Origin of the sequence: Burkholderia seminalis, from assembly GCF_001718535.1 — a bacterium.
Taxonomy (GTDB): Bacteria; Pseudomonadota; Gammaproteobacteria; order Burkholderiales; family Burkholderiaceae; genus Burkholderia; species Burkholderia seminalis.
Map to the genome: position 1 here is coordinate 508,040 of NZ_CP013399.1, position 21,592 is coordinate 529,631.

Annotated in this window: 20 protein-coding genes; 16 read left to right on the forward strand and 4 right to left on the reverse strand. The window is 69.2% G+C overall.

Annotated features, from left to right (window positions below):
- Window positions 1–121: 121 nt before the first annotated feature.
- From WJ12_RS18135 to WJ12_RS18145, 3 genes are all read left to right on the forward strand, one after another.
- A complete protein-coding gene (locus tag WJ12_RS18135) occupies window positions 122–913 on the forward strand; it encodes an HAD-IIB family hydrolase (RefSeq protein ID WP_059557881.1) in 792 nt (263 codons plus the stop codon).
- A 306-nt stretch (window positions 914–1,219) separates the two neighbouring features.
- Window positions 1,220–1,675 carry a carboxymuconolactone decarboxylase family protein gene (locus WJ12_RS18140; protein WP_034190995.1) on the forward strand — a complete coding sequence of 152 codons (456 nt, stop codon included), beginning with the start codon at window positions 1,220–1,222 and terminating at the stop codon, window positions 1,673–1,675.
- A 129-nt stretch (window positions 1,676–1,804) separates the two neighbouring features.
- Window positions 1,805–2,905, forward strand: a complete 1,101-nt coding sequence (locus WJ12_RS18145; protein ID WP_059557883.1) for an AraC family transcriptional regulator — start codon at window positions 1,805–1,807, stop codon at window positions 2,903–2,905.
- A gap of 25 nt (window positions 2,906–2,930) precedes the next feature.
- Here the strand turns inward: WJ12_RS18145 and WJ12_RS18150 are convergent, their stop codons facing one another.
- Both WJ12_RS18150 and WJ12_RS18155 read right to left on the reverse strand, forming a co-directional pair.
- On the reverse strand, window positions 2,931–4,421 hold the full coding sequence (locus tag WJ12_RS18150) for a sensor histidine kinase (protein ID WP_059557999.1): 1,491 nt from the start codon (window positions 4,419–4,421) through the stop codon (window positions 2,931–2,933).
- The gene (locus tag WJ12_RS18155; protein ID WP_049030868.1) at window positions 4,421–5,140 is read right to left on the reverse strand and encodes a response regulator transcription factor; all 720 of its coding nucleotides are present in this window, start codon (window positions 5,138–5,140) and stop codon (window positions 4,421–4,423) included. Before WJ12_RS18155 ends, WJ12_RS18150 begins: the two co-directional genes overlap by 1 nt.
- 447 nt (window positions 5,141–5,587) lie before the next feature.
- Between WJ12_RS18155 and WJ12_RS18160 the strand changes: the two genes are divergently transcribed.
- Window positions 5,588–6,247 (forward strand): carbonic anhydrase, encoded by a 660-nt coding sequence (locus WJ12_RS18160; RefSeq protein ID WP_034190992.1) that lies wholly within the window; start codon window positions 5,588–5,590, stop codon window positions 6,245–6,247.
- Between the two features lie 57 nt (window positions 6,248–6,304).
- Here WJ12_RS18160 and WJ12_RS18165 read toward each other — a convergent pair whose 3' ends face one another.
- Window positions 6,305–6,874: a lipocalin family protein gene (locus tag WJ12_RS18165; RefSeq protein ID WP_059557885.1), complete on the reverse strand. Its 570-nt coding sequence runs from the start codon at window positions 6,872–6,874 to the stop codon at window positions 6,305–6,307.
- 250 nt (window positions 6,875–7,124) lie between these two features.
- On the opposite strand from WJ12_RS18165, the gene WJ12_RS18170 reads away from it, so the two are divergent.
- From WJ12_RS18170 to WJ12_RS18215, 10 genes are all read left to right on the forward strand, one after another.
- A complete protein-coding gene (locus tag WJ12_RS18170; RefSeq protein WP_034190990.1) occupies window positions 7,125–7,721 on the forward strand; it encodes a sigma-70 family RNA polymerase sigma factor in 597 nt (198 codons plus the stop codon).
- Window positions 7,718–8,452 (forward strand): anti-sigma factor, encoded by a 735-nt coding sequence (locus WJ12_RS18175; RefSeq protein ID WP_034190989.1) that lies wholly within the window; start codon window positions 7,718–7,720, stop codon window positions 8,450–8,452. Before WJ12_RS18170 ends, WJ12_RS18175 begins: the two co-directional genes overlap by 4 nt.
- A 155-nt stretch (window positions 8,453–8,607) precedes the next feature.
- Window positions 8,608–9,441: a DUF1295 domain-containing protein gene (locus tag WJ12_RS18180; protein ID WP_059557887.1), complete on the forward strand. Its 834-nt coding sequence runs from the start codon at window positions 8,608–8,610 to the stop codon at window positions 9,439–9,441.
- Window positions 9,438–10,538 (forward strand): SAM-dependent methyltransferase, encoded by a 1,101-nt coding sequence (locus WJ12_RS18185; protein WP_059557889.1) that lies wholly within the window; start codon window positions 9,438–9,440, stop codon window positions 10,536–10,538. The genes WJ12_RS18180 and WJ12_RS18185 overlap by 4 nt, the downstream gene beginning before the upstream one ends.
- Before the next feature lie 8 nt (window positions 10,539–10,546).
- A complete protein-coding gene (locus WJ12_RS18190) occupies window positions 10,547–11,158 on the forward strand; it encodes a lipocalin family protein (RefSeq protein WP_082744694.1) in 612 nt (203 codons plus the stop codon).
- Window positions 11,159–11,250: 92 nt separating this feature from the next.
- Window positions 11,251–12,558 carry an NAD(P)/FAD-dependent oxidoreductase gene (locus tag WJ12_RS18195; protein WP_059557891.1) on the forward strand — a complete coding sequence of 436 codons (1,308 nt, stop codon included), beginning with the start codon at window positions 11,251–11,253 and terminating at the stop codon, window positions 12,556–12,558.
- A complete protein-coding gene (locus tag WJ12_RS18200; RefSeq protein WP_069245762.1) occupies window positions 12,555–13,409 on the forward strand; it encodes a DUF1365 domain-containing protein in 855 nt (284 codons plus the stop codon). Before WJ12_RS18195 ends, WJ12_RS18200 begins: the two co-directional genes overlap by 4 nt.
- Window positions 13,406–14,635, forward strand: coding sequence for an SAM-dependent methyltransferase (locus WJ12_RS18205; protein ID WP_059557895.1), 1,230 nt, complete (start codon window positions 13,406–13,408; stop codon window positions 14,633–14,635). Before WJ12_RS18200 ends, WJ12_RS18205 begins: the two co-directional genes overlap by 4 nt.
- A complete protein-coding gene (locus tag WJ12_RS18210) occupies window positions 14,625–15,167 on the forward strand; it encodes a chalcone isomerase family protein (protein WP_049028789.1) in 543 nt (180 codons plus the stop codon). The genes WJ12_RS18205 and WJ12_RS18210 overlap by 11 nt, the downstream gene beginning before the upstream one ends.
- A gap of 43 nt (window positions 15,168–15,210) precedes the next feature.
- Window positions 15,211–15,747 carry a DUF2878 domain-containing protein gene (locus WJ12_RS18215; protein ID WP_059557896.1) on the forward strand — a complete coding sequence of 179 codons (537 nt, stop codon included), beginning with the start codon at window positions 15,211–15,213 and terminating at the stop codon, window positions 15,745–15,747.
- 476 nt (window positions 15,748–16,223) lie between these two features.
- On the opposite strand, the gene WJ12_RS18220 is transcribed toward WJ12_RS18215, so the two are convergent.
- On the reverse strand, window positions 16,224–16,529 hold the full coding sequence (locus WJ12_RS18220; RefSeq protein WP_059558003.1) for a DUF4148 domain-containing protein: 306 nt from the start codon (window positions 16,527–16,529) through the stop codon (window positions 16,224–16,226).
- A gap of 321 nt (window positions 16,530–16,850) precedes the next feature.
- On the opposite strand from WJ12_RS18220, the gene WJ12_RS18225 reads away from it, so the two are divergent.
- Together WJ12_RS18225 and WJ12_RS18230 are read left to right on the forward strand one after the other, a co-directional pair.
- Window positions 16,851–20,090 (forward strand): efflux RND transporter permease subunit, encoded by a 3,240-nt coding sequence (locus WJ12_RS18225; protein WP_069245763.1) that lies wholly within the window; start codon window positions 16,851–16,853, stop codon window positions 20,088–20,090.
- 54 nt (window positions 20,091–20,144) lie between these two features.
- Window positions 20,145–21,569, forward strand: a complete 1,425-nt coding sequence (locus WJ12_RS18230) for an efflux RND transporter periplasmic adaptor subunit (RefSeq protein WP_059557899.1) — start codon at window positions 20,145–20,147, stop codon at window positions 21,567–21,569.
- Window positions 21,570–21,592 lie beyond the last annotated feature (23 nt).

The following is a 21,592-nucleotide window of genomic DNA, read 5'->3' on the forward strand; positions in this document are numbered from 1 at the left end:
ACCTCGCTTGCCGCGGCGGGCAGCCGTTTATTCCGCAACGCGGATTGCAAAGCATCAAGCGGCATGGCAGCGCCCGCCGCCCTTCTTCATAATCGACGATCGCCCTTCATTCGCCGAAACGATGCAGCCGCTTTCCCTCGCTCCCGCCGACACCTTCTCGTCCGTTCGATTTTTGCTGACCGACATGGACGAGACCCTGACCTATCGGGGCCGCCTGGCCGCGCACACCTATGCGGCCCTCGAGCGGCTGCAGGCGCACGGCATCCGCGTGATTCCGGTGACTGCCGCGCCGGCGGGCTGGTGCGACCAGATGGCGCGCATGTGGCCGGTCGACGGCGTGATTGCGGAGAATGGCGGACTCTTCATTCGGCGCGGCCCGGACGGGCACGGCGTCGAACGCCGCTACTGGCACGCGGACGACGTGCTCGCCGACGCGCGTGACGCACGCCGACGTATCGCGCGGCATGTGGAGCAGGCCGTCCCTGCCGCACGCCTCGCGGACGACCAGGACTTCAGGCTGACGTCGCTCGCGTACGCACGCACGGGCTCCGGCCAGGACGACCGGATCCTCGACGCGCTGGTCGCGGCCGGTGCGGACGCGACCATCAACAATCTGTGGATCATCGGCTGGATCGGCGGATACGACAAGCTGTCGATGTCGCTGCGCGTGCTGTCGGGCACGTACGGCGTCGACGCCGACACCGCGCCGGCGTGCGTCGCGTATTCCGGCGATTCCACGAACGACGCGCCGATGTTCGGCTATTTCACGCACACGGCCGGCATGAGCACCGTGGTCGACTATCTGCAGCACTTGCCCGTCCTGCCGCGATGGATCACGCAAGGCCCCGGCGGCAGCGGATTCGTCGAGTTCGCCGACGCGATCCTGCGTGCTCGCCCGGACGTTCAGGGCTGACCCGGTGCGGCGGTCCGACTATCGCCCTGCCGGCATGAACACCATACGGGATCGGGCGATTCCGGTCGCCGGCCACGCCTGATACGATCGCTTCGCTTCCGGTTCGCGACGGTCCACCCTTCCGCAACCGCCGCCGATGAAGCCGGCGCATCCGCACGACGGATCACGTCCGTCTCGTCGCCCGGTCACGCCGGTCACCCCATCCTCCTCATGATAAGGATTGCTTCGTAACTGCCAGCTATCCCGGCAGTGCACGGAAACAAGACCGGACTCCTCGGTCAACCACTCGATCAAAGGTCAATCGCCATGCCTGAACGCATCTCGTTTGGACAGCTTCCCGCCCGACTGCTCGACGTCGTGCTCAACGTCGAGGAATACGCGAACCACACCGGTCACGACTTCAAGCTCGTCGAACTGGTGCGCGCACGTGTGTCGCAGCTGAACGGCTGCGCGTATTGTCTCGACCGCCATATCAAGGAAGGCATCCATGCCGGCGACGATCCGCTGCGCTACAACCTGCTGCCGGTATGGCACGAAACGCCCGATCTCTACAGCCCGAAAGAGCAGGCCGCGCTGCGCTGGGCCGAAGCGCTCACGTTGCTCAGCGAGCACGCGATCGACGACGCGCTCGTCGCCGCGACACGCGAGCACTTCGATCGCGACGAACTGGCGACACTCACGCTGATCGTCGCGCAAATCAACACGTGGAACCGGCTCGCGAAGCCGTTCGCATGGCAAGCCGGCGTGTTCCAGGCCGGCTGACGCCGGTCGAGGCCGGGTGCGCCGGGTCATGCCGGCGCGCGTATCAGGGTGAACCCTGTAGCGCATGGGACCGTTCCCGCGCAGAATTGCGTGCCGTAAACGATATCGATTCGGACGCAGGATCCCGCCATGCCGCGCAGTGCGCTCTTGAACCCGACGGCCGCCCGCGCAGCCCGCCTGCCGGACGCCGCGCCCGCTCACGCGCTGCGCGAGCAGCGCTTCACGCCGGCCAAGCTGGCCGTGCTGCTCGACGTGGCCGCCCAGGCCGGCCTCGACCCGGCCGCGGTGCTCGACGGCACCGGCCTGACGCCGGCCGACGTCGCGGACCCGTTCACGCTCACGTCGCCGCTGCAGTTCCTGACAGCCGCGCGCCATGCGATCGGCCACTACGACGGCACCGATCTCGGCGTGCGCGTCGGCCGCCGGCTGCACGCGTCGAGCTACGGGATGTACGGCTACGCGATGCTGTGCTCGGAATCGCTCGCGCACGCGTTCGATTCGGCGGTCAAGTATCACCGCCTCGCGAACGGCATGCTCGCGATCCGCTGGGTCGAACAGGGCGACACCGCGTCGTGGCTGTTTCCGGACCGGCACGAAGTCGCGCTGCCGGATCTCGACGCGCCGCTGTACCGTTTCCTGATCGACATGCAGTTCGCGCTGCACGTGACGATCATCAAGGACGTGATGGGCGCGTGGTGCGTGCCGGCGCGCGCGCAGTTCGCGCAGCCGGAACCGCCGCACGCGGCAGCACTGGCCGACGCGCTCGAATGCCCGATCGCGTTCGACCAGCCGCACCACGTGCTCAGCTATCCGGCCGCCTGGCTCGCGCGCGCGCCGCAGCTCGCGAATCCGATCACCGCCGCGCAGGTGTCGTCGCACTGCGCGAGCCTGCTCGAGGCATTGCGCAGCCAGGCCGGCGTCACGCGGCGCGTGTACCAGGAACTCACGCGCACGCCCGGGCAGTTTCCCGACATCGACGCGATCGCGGACACCTTGTGCATCACGTCGCGCACGTTGCGCCGCAAGCTCGAAGCCGAAGGCACGTCGTACAGCGAGCTGCTGACGAGCGTGCGCAAGGCGCTCGCGATCGACTACCTCAGCACGACCACGCTCAGCACCGAGGACATCGCGCTGACCCTCGGCTTCAGCGATGCGGTCGGGTTCCGCCACGCGTTCAAGCGCTGGACCGGCACGACGCCGAGCGACGTGCGGCGCAAGCGCGGCGGATAAGCACGGCGGATGCCGCCGACGGCGGTCAGCGCGCGTCGCCGGCCGCCGCCGGCGCGACCGCCAGCGCAAACTCGAACACCGCGCCGCGCCCGGCCCGGTCGACGAGCCGGATGCCGCTGCCGTTGAGCGCGAGCATCCGGTGCACGATCAGCAGGCCGAGCCCGCCGCTCGTCACCGTGCCGCCGCTCATCGGCCGCTGCGGCCGCTGGAACAGCCCTTCGCGCCGCGCGGCCGGAATCCCCGCGCCGGTATCCGCCACGGTCACGACCACGCGGTCGCCCCGCGGCTCCAGCGCGACCTCGACCTCGCCGTGCGGCGGCGTGTGCCGCAGCGCGTTGTCGAGCAGGTTGGTCAGCACGCGCTCGATCATCCCGAGATCGGCCGACACGACCGGCACGCGCGGCGGAATCCGCGCATGCAGCGCGACGCCGCGCGACGCCGCGGTCAGCTCGAATTTCTGGAACACGTCCTGCACGAGATCGACGAGCGAGAACGGCTCGCGCTCGGCCTGCACGCCGCCCGATTCGAGCCGCGCGAGCTCGAACAGCGCCTGCGCGAGCCGGCCGACCTTCGCGCTCTGCGCGAGCGCGATCGACAAATAGCGCCGCCGCTCGGGTTCGGCGAGCGTGTCGGCCTTCAGCGACAGCGTCTCCAGATAGCCGTGCAGCGAGGTCAGCGGCGTACGCAGGTCGTGCGAGATGTTCGTGATCAGTTCGCGCCGCTGCTGGTCCTGGCGCGTCAGCGCGCGCCACTGGTCGCCGATCCGGTCGGCCATCTGCGCGAACGCGGATTCGAGCACCACGATGTCGTCGCCGCGCCCGCCCGGCGAGCGCGGCACCGGCGGCTGCGTGTCGGGCGCGCCGTTCGCGTCGAAGCCGCGCATCGCCTCCGTCAGCCGGCGCAGCGGGCGCGTGATGAAACTGAACGCGGTGAGACCCGCGATCAAGCCGAGCAGCGCGACCACCGCCATCGACCACAGCGTCGTGCGCAGCACGTTGCCTGCATCGACGCGCGCGGCAAGCCGGTCGTGCGCCTCGCCGAGCAGCACCACGTAGATGTAGCCCAACGGCGGCTGCCCCGCGCGCTGCAGCGGCGCGGCGCTGAACACCTTGCGCGCGTCCGGGCTGCGCGGGTCGTCGCCGAGGATCGGCAGCGGCCGGCCCGCGATGAATTGCTGCACGGGCGCGAGATCGATACGGTCGCGCTTCACGTGGCCGGGCGGCGCATCGTCGCCCTTGATGCGCCCGGCGTTGTCGAGCAGGTACACCTCGACGCTCGGGTTCACGCCCATCAACTGGCTGAACAGCGTGCGCACGGCGTCCGGGCGCAGCCCGTTCGCGTCCATCAGCGGCGCGCTGTTGGCGATGTTCGCGGCCAGGTCGCGCGACAGCGCCTGCACGACTTCCTTTTCACGCATGTCGTTCGCGCGGATCTGCAGCCACGCGGACGCGCCGGAGCACGCGAGCAGCAGGATCGAGAACACGAGCGACAGCCGCTGGGTAAGCGTGAGCTTCATCATGCGTCCCGCTGGCCCGGCGCGGCGAGCTTGTAGCCCCGTCCCCATACGGTGAGGATCCGCACGGGTTCGGCCGGATCGACCTCGATCTTCGCGCGCAGCCGGTTGATGTGGGTGTTGACCGTGTGTTCGTAGCCTTCGTGCTGGTAGCCCCACACCGCGTTGAGCAGGTCCATCCGCGAAAACACCTTGCCGGGGTGCCGCGCGAAGAAGTACAGCAGGTCGAATTCGCGCGGCGTGAGGTCGATGCGCGCGCCGTCGACGCTCGCCTCGCGCGCGATCGGATCGAGCGCGAGCCCCCCGACGTCGAGCGTGCCCGCGTCGATGCGCGAATCGCGCGCGAGCGCATCGACGCGCCGCAGCAGCGCCTTCACGCGCGCGACGAGTTCGAGCACCGAGAACGGTTTCGCCAGGTAGTCGTCGGCGCCGAGCTCGAGACCGAGGATCCGGTGGACCTCGCTCGACCGCGCGCTCGTGATGATGATCGGCGTGTAGCGCGTCATCGCGCGGGCGCGCCGGCAGATCTCGAGGCCGTCGACGCCCGGCAACATCAGGTCGAGGATCAGCGCATCCCAACCGCCCTGTTCGAGCAGGCGCAGCCCTTCGGCACCGTCCGCGCTGTGCACGACTTCATAGCGCTCGTCACGCAGGTGCAGGCTCAGCACGTCGGCGATGTCGGCGTCGTCCTCGACGATCAGGATGCGTTTCGGTTGGTCCATGGCGGTGGGCGGCGGCACGTCGAAGCTCGGTTCGATAACGGTGGTCGGCGGGCGATCGGCGGCCCGGGTCGAGTCGCGGCGGAAAAGCCGCGCTGCCGTCATTGTGCAAAATTTTGCCGCGGGAAGTGATCACATTTCGTTGAACTCTTGATCACCCTCGTTCCGCGAGCCAGTGCCCTCAACGCTTTCCGCCCCGTCCCCCAAAACAACAGACGAGTTGTCCCGCTCGAACACGCGATTGGCGCCCGTATGCGCGGCAAGCCGTGCGGCAGGCGAACCCGGAAGCCGGCCGGCTCCGCCGACGCGACATCGAAACATCGAATCCAGCCCTATTTGTCGGAGGGGCACCATACCCACGCAAGCCCGATATCGGCATAATATTGCCCGCCGCGCGAGCGACCCGCCTTCGCTGCGCCGGTGAATCGAATCCGAAGCCCTGGAGCAAGCATGCGTGACATCATCGACGGTTTTCTACGTTTTCAGCGCGACGTCTACCCGCAACGCGTCGAACTCTTCAAGCAACTCGCCACGTCGCAGAACCCCAAAGCACTGTTCGTCACGTGCTCCGACAGCCGCGTCGTGCCGGAACTGCTCACGCAGCGCGAACCGGGCGAACTCTTCGTGATCCGCAACGCGGGCAATATCGTGCCGTCGTACGGGCCTGAACCCGGCGGCGTGTCGGCCACGGTCGAATATGCGGTTGCCGTCCTCGGTGTTCGCGACATCGTGATCTGCGGCCACTCGGATTGCGGCGCGATGGGCGCGATTTCGCGTTGCACCTGCCTCGATCACTTGCCCGCTGTCGCGAACTGGCTGCGCCACGCCGACGCCGCGAAAGTCATCAACGCCGCGCATCAATACGATACGCCGGGCGCGAAGCTCGACGGGCTCGTGCGTGAAAACGTGATCGCCCAGCTTGCCAACCTCCGCACCCATCCTTCCGTCGCACTCGCGCTCGAGCAAGGACGCATGAACCTGCACGGGTGGGTGTACGACATCGAGACGGGCGGGATAGACGCACTGGACGGCGCGACCCGGCGCTTCGTCCCGCTGGCCGAGTCGCCCACGGTGGTCGCCGTGGACGCACGCAATCGCGGGCAGGTCTAGTTCGGCCTCGCGTAGGCGCGCCGCGTCTCGCGCAAACCGATGGCCGGCGCCGCCAGTTCAATGCGCGGTGCGGCGCAGCATCGCGGTATCGTAGCCGAGCGTCCGTACGCGCTCGACGAGCGCGGCGGCTTGCGCGGCCGACGGCTTCGCGACGCGCGTCAGGATCCACAGGAATCGCCCCGACGGCTCGCCGACGATCGACCATGAATAATCGTCGGCGTGATCGAGTATCCAGTAGTCGCCCAGAAAGAACGGCCCGAAGAACGACACTTTCAATTTCGCGTCGCCGCTGTTCGCCACGATCCTCGCCCTTCCGTCCGAACTGCGCGCGGGGCCGTCCGGCCCGCCTTCGCGACAGGTATTGCGCACGCCGATGAGGCCGTCGTCGCGTTTCGCATAGTCGGCCGTCACGCCGTCGCAACCGCGCTCGAAACGGTTTTCATAGCGCGCGAACTCATACCATCTGCCCACATAGCGATCGAGATCGACCGCCTTGGCCGGTTGCGGCACCTGCGCGTTGCCGCTCTTGCCGCCCGCGAGGTCCGCGCATCCCGCGAGCAACAGTGCCGCGCCGGCAACGGCCACGGCGGCCGTCCGCACGGACGCACGAAAAACAGATCGCTTCATTGAAGCCCTCCCGGCCACGAAATCGCATCATTGTGCATGCAACCACCCTGCCGCGTCAGCAGCGGCGGGTGCAGCGGTCGTCTGCATCCCGGCGGGCGATTCGTTCGTATCTCGTTGCAACGTCTTCATACGGTTCGCCACCATGCGCGACATTCAGCGGGTCCGCCGTCGATCGCTCGATCAAGTGCATCCGGCAGTGCTATATTTCGCTCGACATTCACGCCATGGCGATTCTCGCCATTTCTTCAGCATGAACGACACGCCGGATGGTGCCGAGCGCTTCGACCCGTCAACCGACGCCGATGCCGTGCGTCGCGAACACCTGAACCAGGTCATGTCGCGGGTCGCGAGCGGCGACCAGGCGGCTTTCGCCGAGCTGTACCGGCTGAGCTCGTCGCGGGTGTTCGGCATCATCGTGCGCATGGTTCACGATCGCGGGGAAGCCGAGGATCTGCTCCAGGAGGTCTACACGGCCGTGTGGCGACGGGCCGACGCATTCGATCCGGCACGCGGCGGTGCGATGACGTGGCTGACCACGCTGGCGCGCAACAGGACGATCGACCGGTTACGGCAGCATCGCGAGGCGCCACTCGACGACGAACAGGTGCTGGATCTCCCCGACGAGGATCCGACGCCCGCCGCGCTCGCGGAGGCAAGCCAGGAGCGCCAGCGCCTCGAACGCTGCCTCGAGCGGCTCGAGCCGGTTCAGGGCCGCGCAATACGCGAGGCTTTTTTCAGCGGCGCGACTTACAGCGAACTCGCCGCGCGCCTGCGTGTGCCGCTCGGAACCATGAAAAGCTGGATCCGGCGCAGCCTGATGCAGCTGAAGGGATGTCTCGAGCAATGAATACGCCCGCCGATCACGATCCCGAATTGCGCTGCGCGGAATACGCGCTCGGCGTGCTCGACGCCGATGCGCGGCGCGCACTCGAGGCATCCGCCGCACGCGATCCGCTATTGCAGGCGACGCTGGCGCGCTGGCAGCGCCGCTTCGCACCGCTCGCGGAAGACGTCGCCCCCGTCGCCCCGCCCGGCCGGGTCTGGACGCGAATCCAGCGTGACCTCGGCTTCTTCGTTCCGCCGGCCGCACACGGCACCGCGCCATCGGACGGATGGTGGAACAGCCTGCGACTGTGGCGCTGGGTCGGCCTCGGCGCGAGCGCGGCCGCGCTGGGACTGCTCGCGGTCAACCTGATCCGGGTGAACGAAGCGCCGCCGCGCGCGGCCGCCGTCGCGGGCAGCTACATGGTGGCCACGATTGCACGAGCGGACGGCGTCGCACACTGGACCGCCACGGTCGACCTGCGCCGCGCCCGGATGGTCGTGGTGCCGGCGGACAAGCCGACGATCGCCGCGAATCGCTCGACCGAGCTCTGGCTGATTCCGCCGAATGCGAAGCCGATCTCGCTCGGCGTATTCACGCCGGACGCGCCGGCGTCGATGACGCTGCCGCCCGCGATCGTCGCGCAGCTCAGCGCGCGCGCGGTGCTCGCCGTGTCGATCGAGCCGCGCGGCGGCTCGCCGAGCGGTCAACCCACCGGTCCGGTGCTCGCCACCGGGGCCATGCACGCGGCATAACGGGCGCCGCGCCACCCCGCGTCGGGCAACCGCCCTTCGCGGGAGAGCGCGGTGCGCACCCCTGTCGTCCGCGCGCAAGTCGCGGCGCATCCCGATGCATCCGTTTGGCCTTCGGCTCCGTATATGACGGATATCGCGTCTCCGGAGCCGCCCGCATGCCTGCCGTCGCCGTTGCCCTCCTCGCTTTCGTCGGACTGTTCCTGTCGTTCACGGCGGTGTGGATCAGCCAATTGCGCTCGCGGAATGCCGGGATGATCGACCCGGTCTGGGCGGTGACGCTCGGCGGCATGGCCATGTTCATCGCGGGGCTCGGCACCGGCCCGGTATTGAACCGCGCACTCGTCGCGACAGGCGGCGGCATCTGGGGGCTGCGGCTCGCGCGGCACTTGTGGCGTCGCAACCATCGGCAACCCGAGGACCGGCGCTATCGGCAATTTCGCCTGCAATGGGGCGACGCCGCGCCGCGCAACATGTTCTGGCTGTTCCAGTTGCAGGCGCTGATCTCGATGGTGCTGTCGGTCGCGTTCTTCGTCCCGGCATACAGTCCGGACGCGCCGTCCCGGTCCGCTGCCGTCGCCGCCGTGTCGATCTGGCTCGTCGCCGTGGCCGGAGAGGCCGCCGCCGACCGGCAGCTCAAGCGCTTCCTGGCCGCCCCCGGGCGCCGCGACGGCGTCTGTCGGGTGGGCTGGTGGCGCTATTCGCGTCACCCCAACTACTTCTTCGAATGCCTGCACTGGTGCGCTTACGCGGCGCTGGCGATCGGCATGCCGTGGGGCTGGCTCACGCTGATGCCGCCGTTCCTGATGGCGTGGCTGCTGCTCAGGGTCTCCGGCCTGCCGCTGCTCGAGGCGCATCTCGTGCGAACGCGGCCGGGCTACCGGGAATACATGCGCACGACCAGCGCCCTCGTTCCGTGGCCGCCCAGGCCGGCCGCGTGCCCGCCCCTTGCCCGCCCCGACCATCCCGAAGACAGGAGTACGCGCTCATGACCGCCACCGCCTCGCAACCGTCGCCCGCCCGGATGCCCGCCCCCGGCGACACGTGGCTGATCCGCTGCTGCGAACGCGGCTGGCTGCCGGATCCGCTGATCCGCGCCGGGATGCGCGCCCTGCTGCGGCAGCGCCTGCGCGACGAACATCTGCTCGACGGCGAGCGGCGCGCGGCCGCCTTCGAGCGGCTGGTGCACGAACTGAACGCGAGCCCCATCGCGATCGATACGCAAGCGGCCAACACGCAGCATTACGAAGTGCCCGGCGCGTTCTTCGAAGCCCATCTCGGCCCCCGGCTGAAATACTCGTGCGGCTATTACCCGCTCGGCAACGAAACGCTCGCGCAAGCCGAGGACGCGATGCTGTCGCTTTACGCGGAGCGGGCCGGTCTCGCGGACGGCCAGCGCATCCTGGATCTCGGCTGCGGCTGGGGGTCGCTGTCGCTGTGGCTCGCCGAGCGCTATCCGCACGCGCGGATCGTCGGCCTGTCGAATGCTCACGGTCAGCGAAACTTCATCGAGCAATGCGCGGCCCGGCGCGGGCTGACCAATCTGCGGATCGTCACGGGCAACGTGGTCGACTTCGATTTCGCGCCCGGCGAAGCGGGTTTCGACCGCGTGCTGTCGATCGAGATGTTCGAGCACATGAAGAACTACCGGCAATTGCTGGCGAAAATCGCGCGCTGGATGCACGACGACGGCAAGCTGTTCGTGCACGTCTTCGCGCACAAGCTGCTCGCCTATCACTTCGCGGTGCGCGACGACACCGACTGGATGTCGCGCCATTTCTTCACCGGCGGCACGATGCCGTCGGCCCATCTGCTGCCGCGGTTCCAGGACGACGTCCGTCTCGACCGCCAATGGTGGATCGACGGCACCGCCTATGCCCGCACGGCCAACGACTGGCTCGCGTCGCTCGACGCCGCGCGCGGTCGGATCATGCCGATTTTCGAAACGGTCTACGGCGCCGACGCGCGGATCTGGTTCCAGCGCTGGCGCATGTTCTACATGGCGGTCGCCGAGCTGTTCGGCTATGCCGGCGGCCAGGAATGGGGCGTCGCCCACTACCTGTTCGACAAGCGGCCGGTACGCGCGTGAGACGTGTGATGCCGTCCCCGATCGTCCGCCGCTTCGCCGCCGCGCTCGCGGCAGGTCTTGCACTCGCCATCGCCGCGGGCTGCTCGGGCAATGCGCCGAACACGAATCCGCGTGCGGCCGTGCCCCTGTCGAGCGTGCCCGTCGACCTGCCGCGCTACATGGGCCGCTGGTACGTGATCGCCAACATCCCGTACTTCGCGGAACGCGATTACGTGGGCAGCCGTGCCGAGTGGACGCTGCGCGAGGACGGCCGGATCGACGACGTGTTCGTCGGCCGCAAGGGCGGCTTCGACCGGCCCGAGCAACACTATCGCTTCGTCGATACGGCAAAGCCCGGCAGCGGGGGCGGCGAATGGCGCGTGCGGCTGTTCTGGCCGGTGTACGTCACGCAGTTGACGCTCTATGTCGATCCCGACTATCGCCATACGATCCTCGGCTACCCGGGCAAGACGCTCGGATGGATCTTCTCGCGCGAGCCGACGATGGACGACGCGACGTATCGCTCGCTGCTCGCGCGGCTCGATGCGATGGGCTACGACACGTCGCGCTTCAGGCGCGTGCCGCAAACACCGGGGCAGATCGGTCAACCGGGCTTCGCCTCGCCGGGCGAGCGCGACTGAAGCGGGCCACGCGCATCCGCCGCCCGCTTTGCTCCGTATCTCCGAACAACCCTTCCCGAGACCGCCGACCCGCCTGACGGAGACCCTTCGCGATGCACCAGCCCCTCACTGCCTTGCCGCCCGGGCGGCGGATCGCCGTCGTCGGCGCCGGCATCGCCGGCCTGGCGAGCGCCTACCTGCTGGCCCGTCGTCACCGCGTGACGCTGTTCGAGGCGGCCGGCTACCTCGGCGGCCACACGCACACCGTCGATGTCGAACTCGACGGCGCGCGCCACCCGGTCGATACCGGGTTCCTCGTCTTCAACGACCGGACCTATCCGAACCTGATCGCGCTGCTCGCCGAACTCGGCGTGGCCGCGCATCCGAGCGACATGTCGTTCTCGGTGTCGGTCGACGGCGGCCGGCTCGAATGGGCCGGCAGCAACCTCAACACCGTGTTCGCGCAACGCCGCAACCTGTTTTCGCCGACGTTTCTCGGCATGCTGCGCGATATCCTGCGCTTCAATGCATCCGCGCACGACCACCTCGATGCGGCGAGCCGCCAGCGGCTGTCGGTCGGCGAACTGCTCGCCGCGGGCGGGTACGGCGCACCGTTCCAGCATCATTACCTGCTGCCGATGGCGGCCGCGATCTGGTCGAGCGCGGCCGGCGACATCCTGCGGTTTCCGGCCGCCACGTTCCTGCGCTTCTGCCTGAACCACGCACTGTTGCAGGTCAACAACCGCCCGCCCTGGCGCACGATCGCGGGCGGTGCACGGCAGTATGTCGAGCGCATCGCCGCGACGCTCGACGACGTCCGCCTGAACGCGCCGGTCCGTACCGTTCGGCGCGACGAACAGGGCGTCACGGTGGCGACCGACGCGGCCGGCGGCGAGCGGTTCGACGCCATCGTGCTCGCGTGCCACGCGCCGACGAGCCTGCGGCTGCTCGCGGACGCCAGCGAAGCCGAACGCGGCGTGCTGGGGGCCGTGCGCTATCAACGCAACGTCGCGGTGCTGCATACCGACACGGCCTTGCTGCCGCGCCGCCGGCGCGTGTGGTCGGCGTGGAACTACCTGAGCGGTCGTGCGGCGCCCGCTGCCGACGGCGCAGCGCCCGTGTGTGTGAGCTACCTGATCAACCAGTTGCAGCCGCTACCGTTCCGCACGCCGGTCGTCGTCACGCTGAACCCGATCGACGCGCCCGCGCCCGACACGCAGCTCGGTCGCTACGACTACGAGCATCCGTTGCTCGATCTCGCCGCCGTCGACGCGCAGGATCGCCTGCCTGCGCTGCAGGGGCGGCACCGCACGTGGTTCGCGGGCGCGTGGACGGGCTACGGTTTTCACGAGGACGGCCTGAAATCCGCGTTGCGCGTGGCCGACGATTTCGGCGTGAAGCCGGTCTGGGCCAAGCCATGAACGTGCCGTTCGCAAGCGACGGCAGCGGCGCGCGGCTTCTGGTCGGGCACGTGATGCACGAGCGGCTGCGGCCCGTGCACCATGCGTTCACGTATCCGCTGTTCCAGGTTTGCTGCGACATCGAGCGGCTTCACGAAATCGGCGGCCACTGGTTCGGCGTCGATCGATGGCGGCCGTTCGGACTCGCGTCGCGCGACTACGGTCCGCGTGACGGCCAGCCGCTTGCGCCTTGGCTGCGGGCCCGCCTCGCCGAAGCCGGCATTCCGGCCGACGGCCCGATCTGGCTGCAGACGATCCCGCGCCTCTTCGGCCATGCGTTCAACCCCGTGAGCTTCTGGTACTGCTACGACCGCGCGGGCCGCCTCCGCGCGTTGTACGCGGATGTGCGCAACACGTTCGGCGCGTACCACGGCTACCTGCTGAGCGCGAGGCGGCACGCGCCGATCGGAGACGACACCGTCCTCGTCCGCCGCAAGACGTTTCATGTATCGCCGTTTTGCGACGTCGCCGGGACGTACGCGTTTCGCGTGCGTCAGCGCGGCGACCACCTGCTGGTCGCCATCGACTACCGCGACGACGACGGTCCGCTGCTGCGGACGGCGCTCGTCATGCAGGCCGGCCCGCTGAGCGCCGCGCGGGCGTGGCGCGCGCTCGCGCGGCAGCCGTTCAATGCGATCGGCGTGCTCGTCCGCATCCATTGGCAAGCGCTGCGGCTCTGGCTCAAGCGCGTGCCGTTCCACGGCAGGACGCCCCCTGCCCGGCCGCCCCGCGCCGGTGCGCTGCCGCCCCCGTCGGCACCGGTGTCGCCGCCATGCCGCCCTGCGGTATCCGACCACGAGGTCCGCCCATGACCCTGCTGCGCCTGTTATCGAATGCCTCGCAACCCGCGCTGCCGCTTTCCGCGCGGTTGTTTGTCGCGCTGCTGCGGCGGCTGCGGCACGGCCACCTGATACTCGTGACGCCCGAAGGCGCGCAATACGTGTTCGGCGATCCGCACCGCCAGCCGGCCGCGACGCTGCAGATCCGCGACTGGCGGGCGTGCCGCGCGATCCTGCGCGCCGGCGACATCGGCTTTGCCGACGCGTATCGCGCGGGCCGCATCGACACGCCCGACCTCGTCGCGCTGCTGCGTCTGGCGATCCGCAACGAGCCGGCGATCGCGCGCACGGTGACGGGCGGCCGCTTCGCCCGCCTCTGGTATGCGCTGCGCCACCGGCTGCGGGCGAATACGCGCGCCGGGAGCCGCCGCAACATCCACGCGCATTACGATCTCGGCAACCCCTTCTACGCGCTTTGGCTCGACGAAACGTGGACGTATTCGAGCGCGTGCTTCGACGGCGACGCGCGGCGCTCGCTCGCCCACGCGCAGACGGCGAAATATCAGCGCATCGTCGATTCGCTCGGCCTGCGCGCCGGCATGCGCGTGCTCGAGATCGGGTGCGGCTGGGGCGGCTTCGCGATGCATGCGGCCCGCCAGGGGATCCGCGTGCACGCGCTGACGATCTCGCCGTCGCAATACGCGCTGGCGGCGGAACGCATCGCGCGGGCGGGGCTGTCCGGTCTCGCGACACTCGAGTTGCGCGACTACCGTGACATCGACGGGCGCTACGACGCGATCGTGTCGATCGAAATGTTCGAGGCGGTGGGTGAAGCGTTCTGGCCGGTGTATTTCGACACGCTCAGGCAGCGCTTGAAAGCAGGCGCGCGGGCGTTGATCCAGTCGATCACGATCGCCGAATCGCAGTTCGATGCGTACCGTGCATCGAGCGACTTCATCCGCGAGTTCATCTTCCCGGGCGGCATGCTGCCAAGCGCCGAGCGCTTCGTCGGCGCGGCCCGGCACGCGGGCCTCGTCGCCGAACCGGTGCATGCGTTCGGTCTCGACTATGCGCGCACGCTGGGCACATGGCGCGCGGCGTTCGAGGCCAACCTCGACGCGGTCCGCGCGCAAGGATTCGACGAGACCTTCATCCGCACCTGGCGCCTGTACCTGGCGTATTGCGAAGCGGGATTTGCCGAACGGCGCACCGACGTGATGCACTTCGTCGTCTCGAGCGGGGACCGCCATGACGCGTAGGCTCGCGATCCTCGTGGCCGTGGCCGCGTATGCCGCCACGCAGGTGGCGAACGCGGGATGCGTCGACGACGTGGCGTCGGCGCGGATGATCGGATCCGGCCGATTCTGCGTATTCGGGCTTTGCCTTTATGACGCGCAGCTTTGGGCGTCCCGTTCGCCCGCGGCATTCGATACGCCGTTCGCCCTTTCGCTCGCGTACCGCCACGACGTGAAGGGCGAGCGGCTCGTCGCCACCGGCATCGCCGAAATCGAGCGCCTGGCCGCGACGCCGTTGCCGGCGGCGACCCGCGACGCCTGGCGCGCCGACATCGCCGGCGCCTTTACCGACGTGTTGCGCGGCGACGTGCTCTGCGGCGTCTACCTGCCGGGCCGCGGCGCGCGTTTCTACAAGAACGACCGCCTGATGTCCGACGTCGCCGATCCGGACTTCGCGCGCGCGTTCTTCGCCATCTGGTTCGATCCGCGCACCCGGGCAGCATCGCTGCGCCGCGAGTTGCTTGGCGACCCGGTCCGCCAAGGGCCGAACATGTGAGCGTGCGACGACGGCCGCCGGCCGGCCGAACGCGCAGCGACTCATGCTTCATTCCGCCGCCGTCGAAACCGCCGCGTATCTCGTGCTGTCGCAAGCCGGCTGGCTCGTCTGCGTGTCGAGCGCCGCACATGGGCGCGGCTGGATCGGGACGCTGTGTGCGGTACTGCTGGCGGGCGGCCACCTGCTGCGCACCCGTTTCACCGCCCGCGAAGCATCGTTGATTGCGATCGTCGCTGCGATCGGCTGGAGCTGGGATGCCGTACCCGTTGCGACGGGCGCGCTGCGCTACCCGAACGGCGTCTTGCTGGACGGAACGGCGCCTTACTGGATCGCGGGTTTGTGGGTGCTGTTCGCCGCCCAGCTGAACGTCCCGCTGCGCTGGCTGCGCGGGCGCTGGCTGGCCGCCGCGCTGCTGGGCGCCGTCGCCGGCCCGCTCTCGTTCCGGGCGGGCGCAGCGCTCGGCGCGGTGCGCTTCGTGAGCCCGACCGCATGGATGCTGCTCGCATGCGGCTGGTCGGTCATGCTGCCGTCGGCCGTCTGGTTAGGCCAGCGCCTGGACGGAACACGCGACGATCATTGACACGGTTCCGTCGGCAATACCGCTTGCCTGTCAACCGTGCTCGCTCTTCAAGACACGGGCCTTCCCCGTTCTCCCGAACGCGTTCCGGACCGACATGACATTCCGGCCGGCCGCTTCCTTTAGTTGCGCCGACAACCGCTCGCCAAGTCGCCCCGTGTCGTGAGCAATACTGGCAAGCGTCGGTAACCGATCCGCTGCAAGGCGCTCGGGGCCCGCCCTGTCGGCAGCGGCGCCGGTCACGTGCGGCGGTGCCAGGCACCCGCGCCGAATCGCCGATCGAGAACTCGTGCGCGTTCTCGCGCAAGGTATGCGGTAGCGTCGCGACAAGGCCGCTCTCGAAGCGATTGGACCGCCGGATCCGCTTCGATGAGCCGCCACGGTTCGGGGGCGCCGCGTTGAAACAGCGACCCGCGGACGACACACCTGGAATCCGCAGCCGCTTCCGTCGCGGCCGCGAAGGGGGTCGAACATCGCGCTCAGTGATGCTCGTACAACGGCTGCGCGTCAAGCGACGCGAGCGATGACACGGCCGCACCGGCGACGACGGATGGCCGAGCGGCAACCGATTGCGACGACTGCGCGGCGATCTTCGCCTCCGCTGCCTGAATGTCGTCGGGATAGTACGGATCGCTGCCGACCGGCCGATAACCGGCCTTTTCGACCCGAACGAGATCGGCACGCACGTCGGCGCGCGTGACCGTGCCGTCGGCGGTTTGCGCGAAGGCGACGATCGGCGCGCTCAATGCGCAGGAAAGCAGGACTGCACGAATCAGGTTGTTCATGATGTTCACCTCTCAAGATGGCGTATTGGCGTCCGCACACCAGGCCGGACCGTCGCTCCGCATCGATGCGATGAAGAGTGGAATCCATTCTGCGATTCGCGCGCTTTCCGGAAGGTGAGGCTTCGATTACGGTCTTGTCATCTGATGGCTGCCGCCTGTCGGCCGCGAGCCAACCGGTCCGGTCGGACGCTGCGCACCCGCGCGCCGGCACAGATAACGGTTTCGTAATCTTCGGGTCAGGGTCGGGTCAACGCCGCGCCGGCAGACTGCACGCTCGTCGCATCGAATGCGAATCCGAGCCCTGCTTCGAGGAGCACCATCATGTGGATCGTCCGGCTGGCGTTACGCAGGCCCTACACGTTCGTCGTACTCGCGCTGCTGATCTTCATCGCGGGACCGCTTGCGCTGCTGCGCACCCCGACCGACATCTTCCCGAACATCGACATCCCGGTCGTCAGCATCGTCTGGTCGTACAACGGCTTCTCCGCGGAAGACATGGCCAAGCGCATCACGTCGAACTACGAGCGCGCGCTCACGTCCGACGTCGACGACATCGAGCACATCGAGTCGCAGTCGCTGAACGGCGTGTCGGTCGTGAAGATCTTCTTCCACCCGGGCGCCGACATCAATCGCGCGATCGCGGAAGCCGCGAGCAACGCCGCGTCGATCCTGCGCATCCTGCCGCCCGGTACGCTGCCGCCGAACATCATCACGTACAACGCGTCGACGGTGCCGATCCTGCAGCTCGGTTTGTCGAGCGACACGCTCGCCGAGCAGCAGCTGTACGACCTCGGCAACAGCTTCATCCGCACGCAGCTCGCGACCGTCCAGGGCGCGGCGGTGCCGCTGCCGTTCGGCGGCAAGATCCGCCAGATCGTCGTCGACCTCGACACGCGCGCGCTGCAGGCGAAGGGGCTCGCGCCGATCGACGTCGTGAACGCGATCAACGCACAGAACCTGATCCTGCCGGGCGGCACCGCGAAGATCGGCACGCACGAATACAACGTGCAGATGAACGGCAGCACGCAGACGGTCGCGGCGCTGAACGACCTGCCGGTGAAGACGATCGGCGGCAACGTCGTGTACGTGCGCGACGTCGCGCACGTTCGCGACGGCTACGCGCCGCAGACCAACATCGTGCGGGCGGACGGCAAGCGCGCGGCGCTGCTGACGGTCGAGAAGACCGGCAGCACCTCGACGCTGACGATCATCGACCAGGTGAAGGCGATGCTGCCGAAGATCGCGGCCGGGCTGCCGAAGGCGCTGCACATTTCGCCGCTCGACGACCAATCGGTGTTCGTGAAGGCGGCCATCCAGGGCGTCGTGCGCGAAGCGCTGATCGCCGCGTGCCTGACCGCGCTGATGATCCTGCTGTTTCTCGGCAGCTGGCGCGCGACGCTGATCATCGCGATCACGATCCCGCTCGCGGTGCTCACGTCGCTGCTCGCGCTGTCCGCGCTCGGCCAGACCATCAACATCATGACGCTCGGCGGGCTCGCGCTCGCGGTCGGGATCCTGGTCGACGACGCGACCGTCGCGATCGAGAACATCACGCATCATCTCGAGCGCGGCGCGCCGCTCGAGGACGCGATCCTGACCGGCTCGGGAGAAATCGCGGTGCCGACCTTCGTGTCGACGCTGTCGATCTGCATCGTGTTCGTGCCGATGTTCCTGCTCACGGGTGTCGCGCGCTACCTGTTCGTGCCGCTGGCCGAGGCCGTGATCTTCGCGATGATCGCGTCGTACTTCTTCTCGCGCACGCTGGTGCCGACACTCGCGATGGTGCTGATGCGCGCGAAAGGCAACGGCCGGCCGCCGCGCGGCGTATTCGCGCGCATCGCACGTTTCCAGGCCGCGTTCGAGCATCGCTTCGAAGCCGTCCGGCTGCGCTATCGCGCGCTGCTCTCGGCGGCGATCGCGCGGCGCCGCCGCTTCGCGGCCGCGTTCCTGCTCGCGTGCGTCGCGTCGACGGGCCTCTACGCGTTCGCCGGGCAGGACTTCTTCCCGTCGGTCGACACCGGCGAGATCCGCCTGCATCTGCGCGCGCCGACCGGCACGCGGATCGAGGAAACCGCGCGACTGACCGACGAGGTCGAAGCGAAGATTCGCGACGTGATTCCGGCCAACCAGCTCGCGAGCGTGCTCGACAACATCGGCGTGCCGGTAAGCGGGATCAACCTCACGTACGACTCGTCGGACCCGATCGGTACCGAGGACGCCGACGTGCTGGTCACGCTGAAGCCGAATCACGCGTCGACCGCCGCGACCGTCGCGACGCTGCGCAACGTGCTCGCGCAGTCGTTCCCCGGCGTGACGTTCGCGTTCCTGCCGGCCGACATCGTCAGCCAGATCCTCAACTTCGGGCTGCCCGCGCCGATCGACATCCAGATCGTCGGCAACAAGCTCGACCAGAACCGCGCGGTCGCGAATACGCTGCTCGCGAAGCTGCGCGGCGTGCGCGGGCTCGTCGACGCGCGCATCCAGCAGCCCGGCGACGAACCCGCGATCAACGTCAACGTGGACCGCACGAAGGCGATCCAGGCCGGCCTCGAACAGCGCGACGTCGCGCAGAACCTGCTGATCGCGCTGTCCGGCAGCTCGCAGACGACGCCCAACTTCTGGCTCGATCCGCGCAACGGCGTCAGCTACCCGGTGCTCGTGCAGACGCCGCAATACACGGTGAATTCGCTGCAGTCGCTCGCGAACGTCCCGCTGCCCGCCGGCACCGCGCGCGCGCCGCAGACGCCGGCCGGCGGCCCGGCCGCGGGCGCGCCCGCGCAGAACCTGCTCGGCTCGTTGGGCTCGTTCTCGCGCACGACGCAGCAGGCCGTGGTGTCGCACTACAACGTGCAGCCGGTGCTCGACCTCTTCGCGTCGGTGCAGGGGCGCGACCTCGGCGGCGTCACGGCCGACGTGACGAAGCTCGTCGACGCCGCGCGCGCGCAACTGCCGCCCGGCTCGTCGATCGTGCTGCGCGGCCAGGTGCAGGCGATGCACGAATCGTTCGCGGGCCTCCTCGGCGGCCTTGCGCTCGCGATCTCGCTGGTCTACCTGCTGATGGTCGTGAACTTCCAGTCGTGGCTCGATCCGCTCGTGATCGTCGGCGGGCTGCCGGCGTCGCTCGCCGGCATCGCGTGGATGCTGTTCGTCACGCGCACCACGCTGTCGGTGCCCGCGCTGACCGGCACGATCCTGTGCATCGGCATCGCGACCGCGAACAGCATCCTCGTCGTGAACGCGACGCGCGAGCTGCTCGCGGCCGGCGCATCGCCGTGGCAGGCGGCGCTCGACGCCGGCTTCAACCGCTTCCGGCCCGTCGTGATGACCGCGCTCGCGATGCTGATCGGCATGTTGCCGATGGCGCTCGGCCTCGGCGACGGCGGCGAGCAGAATGCGCCGCTCGGCCGCGCGGTGATCGGCGGCCTCGCGTTCGGCACGCTCTCGACGCTGCTGTTCGTCCCGGTGCTGTTCGGCTTCGTCCACGCGTGGCTCGCCCGGCGCCGCGACGCCGCGGCCGCCCGGCGCGTGCAGTCCGCGCCCGATACGCCGGCGCTGCGCTGACGCGCGGATGGCCTCCTTCTTCTCATCCTTCGATTCGCCCGACCCGGACCCATCATGAACGACTCGATCGAACCCGTCGCCCCGCCGCCCGCCGCCGACGCGGCAGCCGCGGCAGCAGCCGTGCCGCCCGCCGCGCGGGGCGCCGCCCCCGACACCGCACCGGCCCGCCACGGCCGCAAGCGGGCCGTGCCGCTCGCGGCCGTGGCGCTCGCCGCCGGACTGCTCGCGCTCGGCATCGTGCCGCGTATCGATGCACGCGCCGCGCAGCGCATGCAGGTGGCCGCGCAGCAGGCGCTGCCGGTGGCGGTCATCATGCCCGGCACGGCGCCGGCCGATCAGACGCTGACCTTGCCCGGCTCGGTGATGCCGTATGCGGACGCATCGATCTATGCGCGCACGAGCGGCTATATCGCGCACTGGAGCGCCGATCTCGGCACGCACGTGAAGGCCGGCCAGGCGCTCGCGCGGATCTCGGCGCCGGATCTCGACGCGCAGTTGCGCCAGGCTCGCGCCGACGAGGCGAGCGCGCAGGCGAACTACGACTATGCGAAATCGACCGCGCAGCGCTGGCAGGACATGCTGAAAACGCAGTCGGTCTCGCAGCAGGACACCGACACGAAGGTCGCGGACATGAACGCGAAGCGCGCGATGCTCGCGTCCGCGCAGGCGAACGTCGCGCATCTTGCCGAACTCGTGTCGTACGAGTCCGTCGCCGCGCCGTTCGACGGCGTGATCACCGCACGCAACGTCGACGTCGGCACGCTGGTGACCGCGGGCGGCACGCCGGGCAGCCCGGGCCTGTCCGGCGAACTGTTCCACCTCGAACAGACGGACACGCTGCGCGTGTTCGTCGACGTGCCGCAGGACAGCGCGGCCGGCGTGTCGACCGGCACGCCGGTCTACCTGACGACGCCGCAGTTTCCGGGGCGGCGCATCGCCGCGCAGGTCGCGCGCAGCGCGGGCGCGATCGACCCCGTCACGCGCACGCTGCGTGTCGAGATCGACGTCGACAATCGCGACGGCACGCTGATGCCCGGTGCGTATGCGCAGGCGCATCTCGTCGTGCCGAGCGCGGCGCCGGCGCTCGACCTGCCGGTCAGCGCGCTGCTGTTCCGCGCGAACGGCGTGACGGTCGCCACCGTCGGCGCGAACGGGCGCACCGCGCTGAAGACCGTGCAGATCGGGCGCGATTTCGGCACGCGCGTGGAAATCGTCGCGGGGCTCGCGGCGACCGATCGCGTGATCGACAACCCGGGCGATGCGATCACGGCAGGGGAAGCCGTGACGATCGTGTCGACCGCGCACGATGCGGCGCCAGTGGCTGCTTCGTCCGCTTCGTCCGCTTCGCCCGCGCAGGCCGCTCGGACCGCACTGGCCGATCAACCGGCGTCCGCGTCCGGTGCGCGCGACGTGCCGCCGCGCGAGGCCGGCGTTGCACCGGCTACGTCAACGCCCGCTCGGGCGCCCGCCCGCGGCTGACCCTTCGACGCCTCCCACGAGAT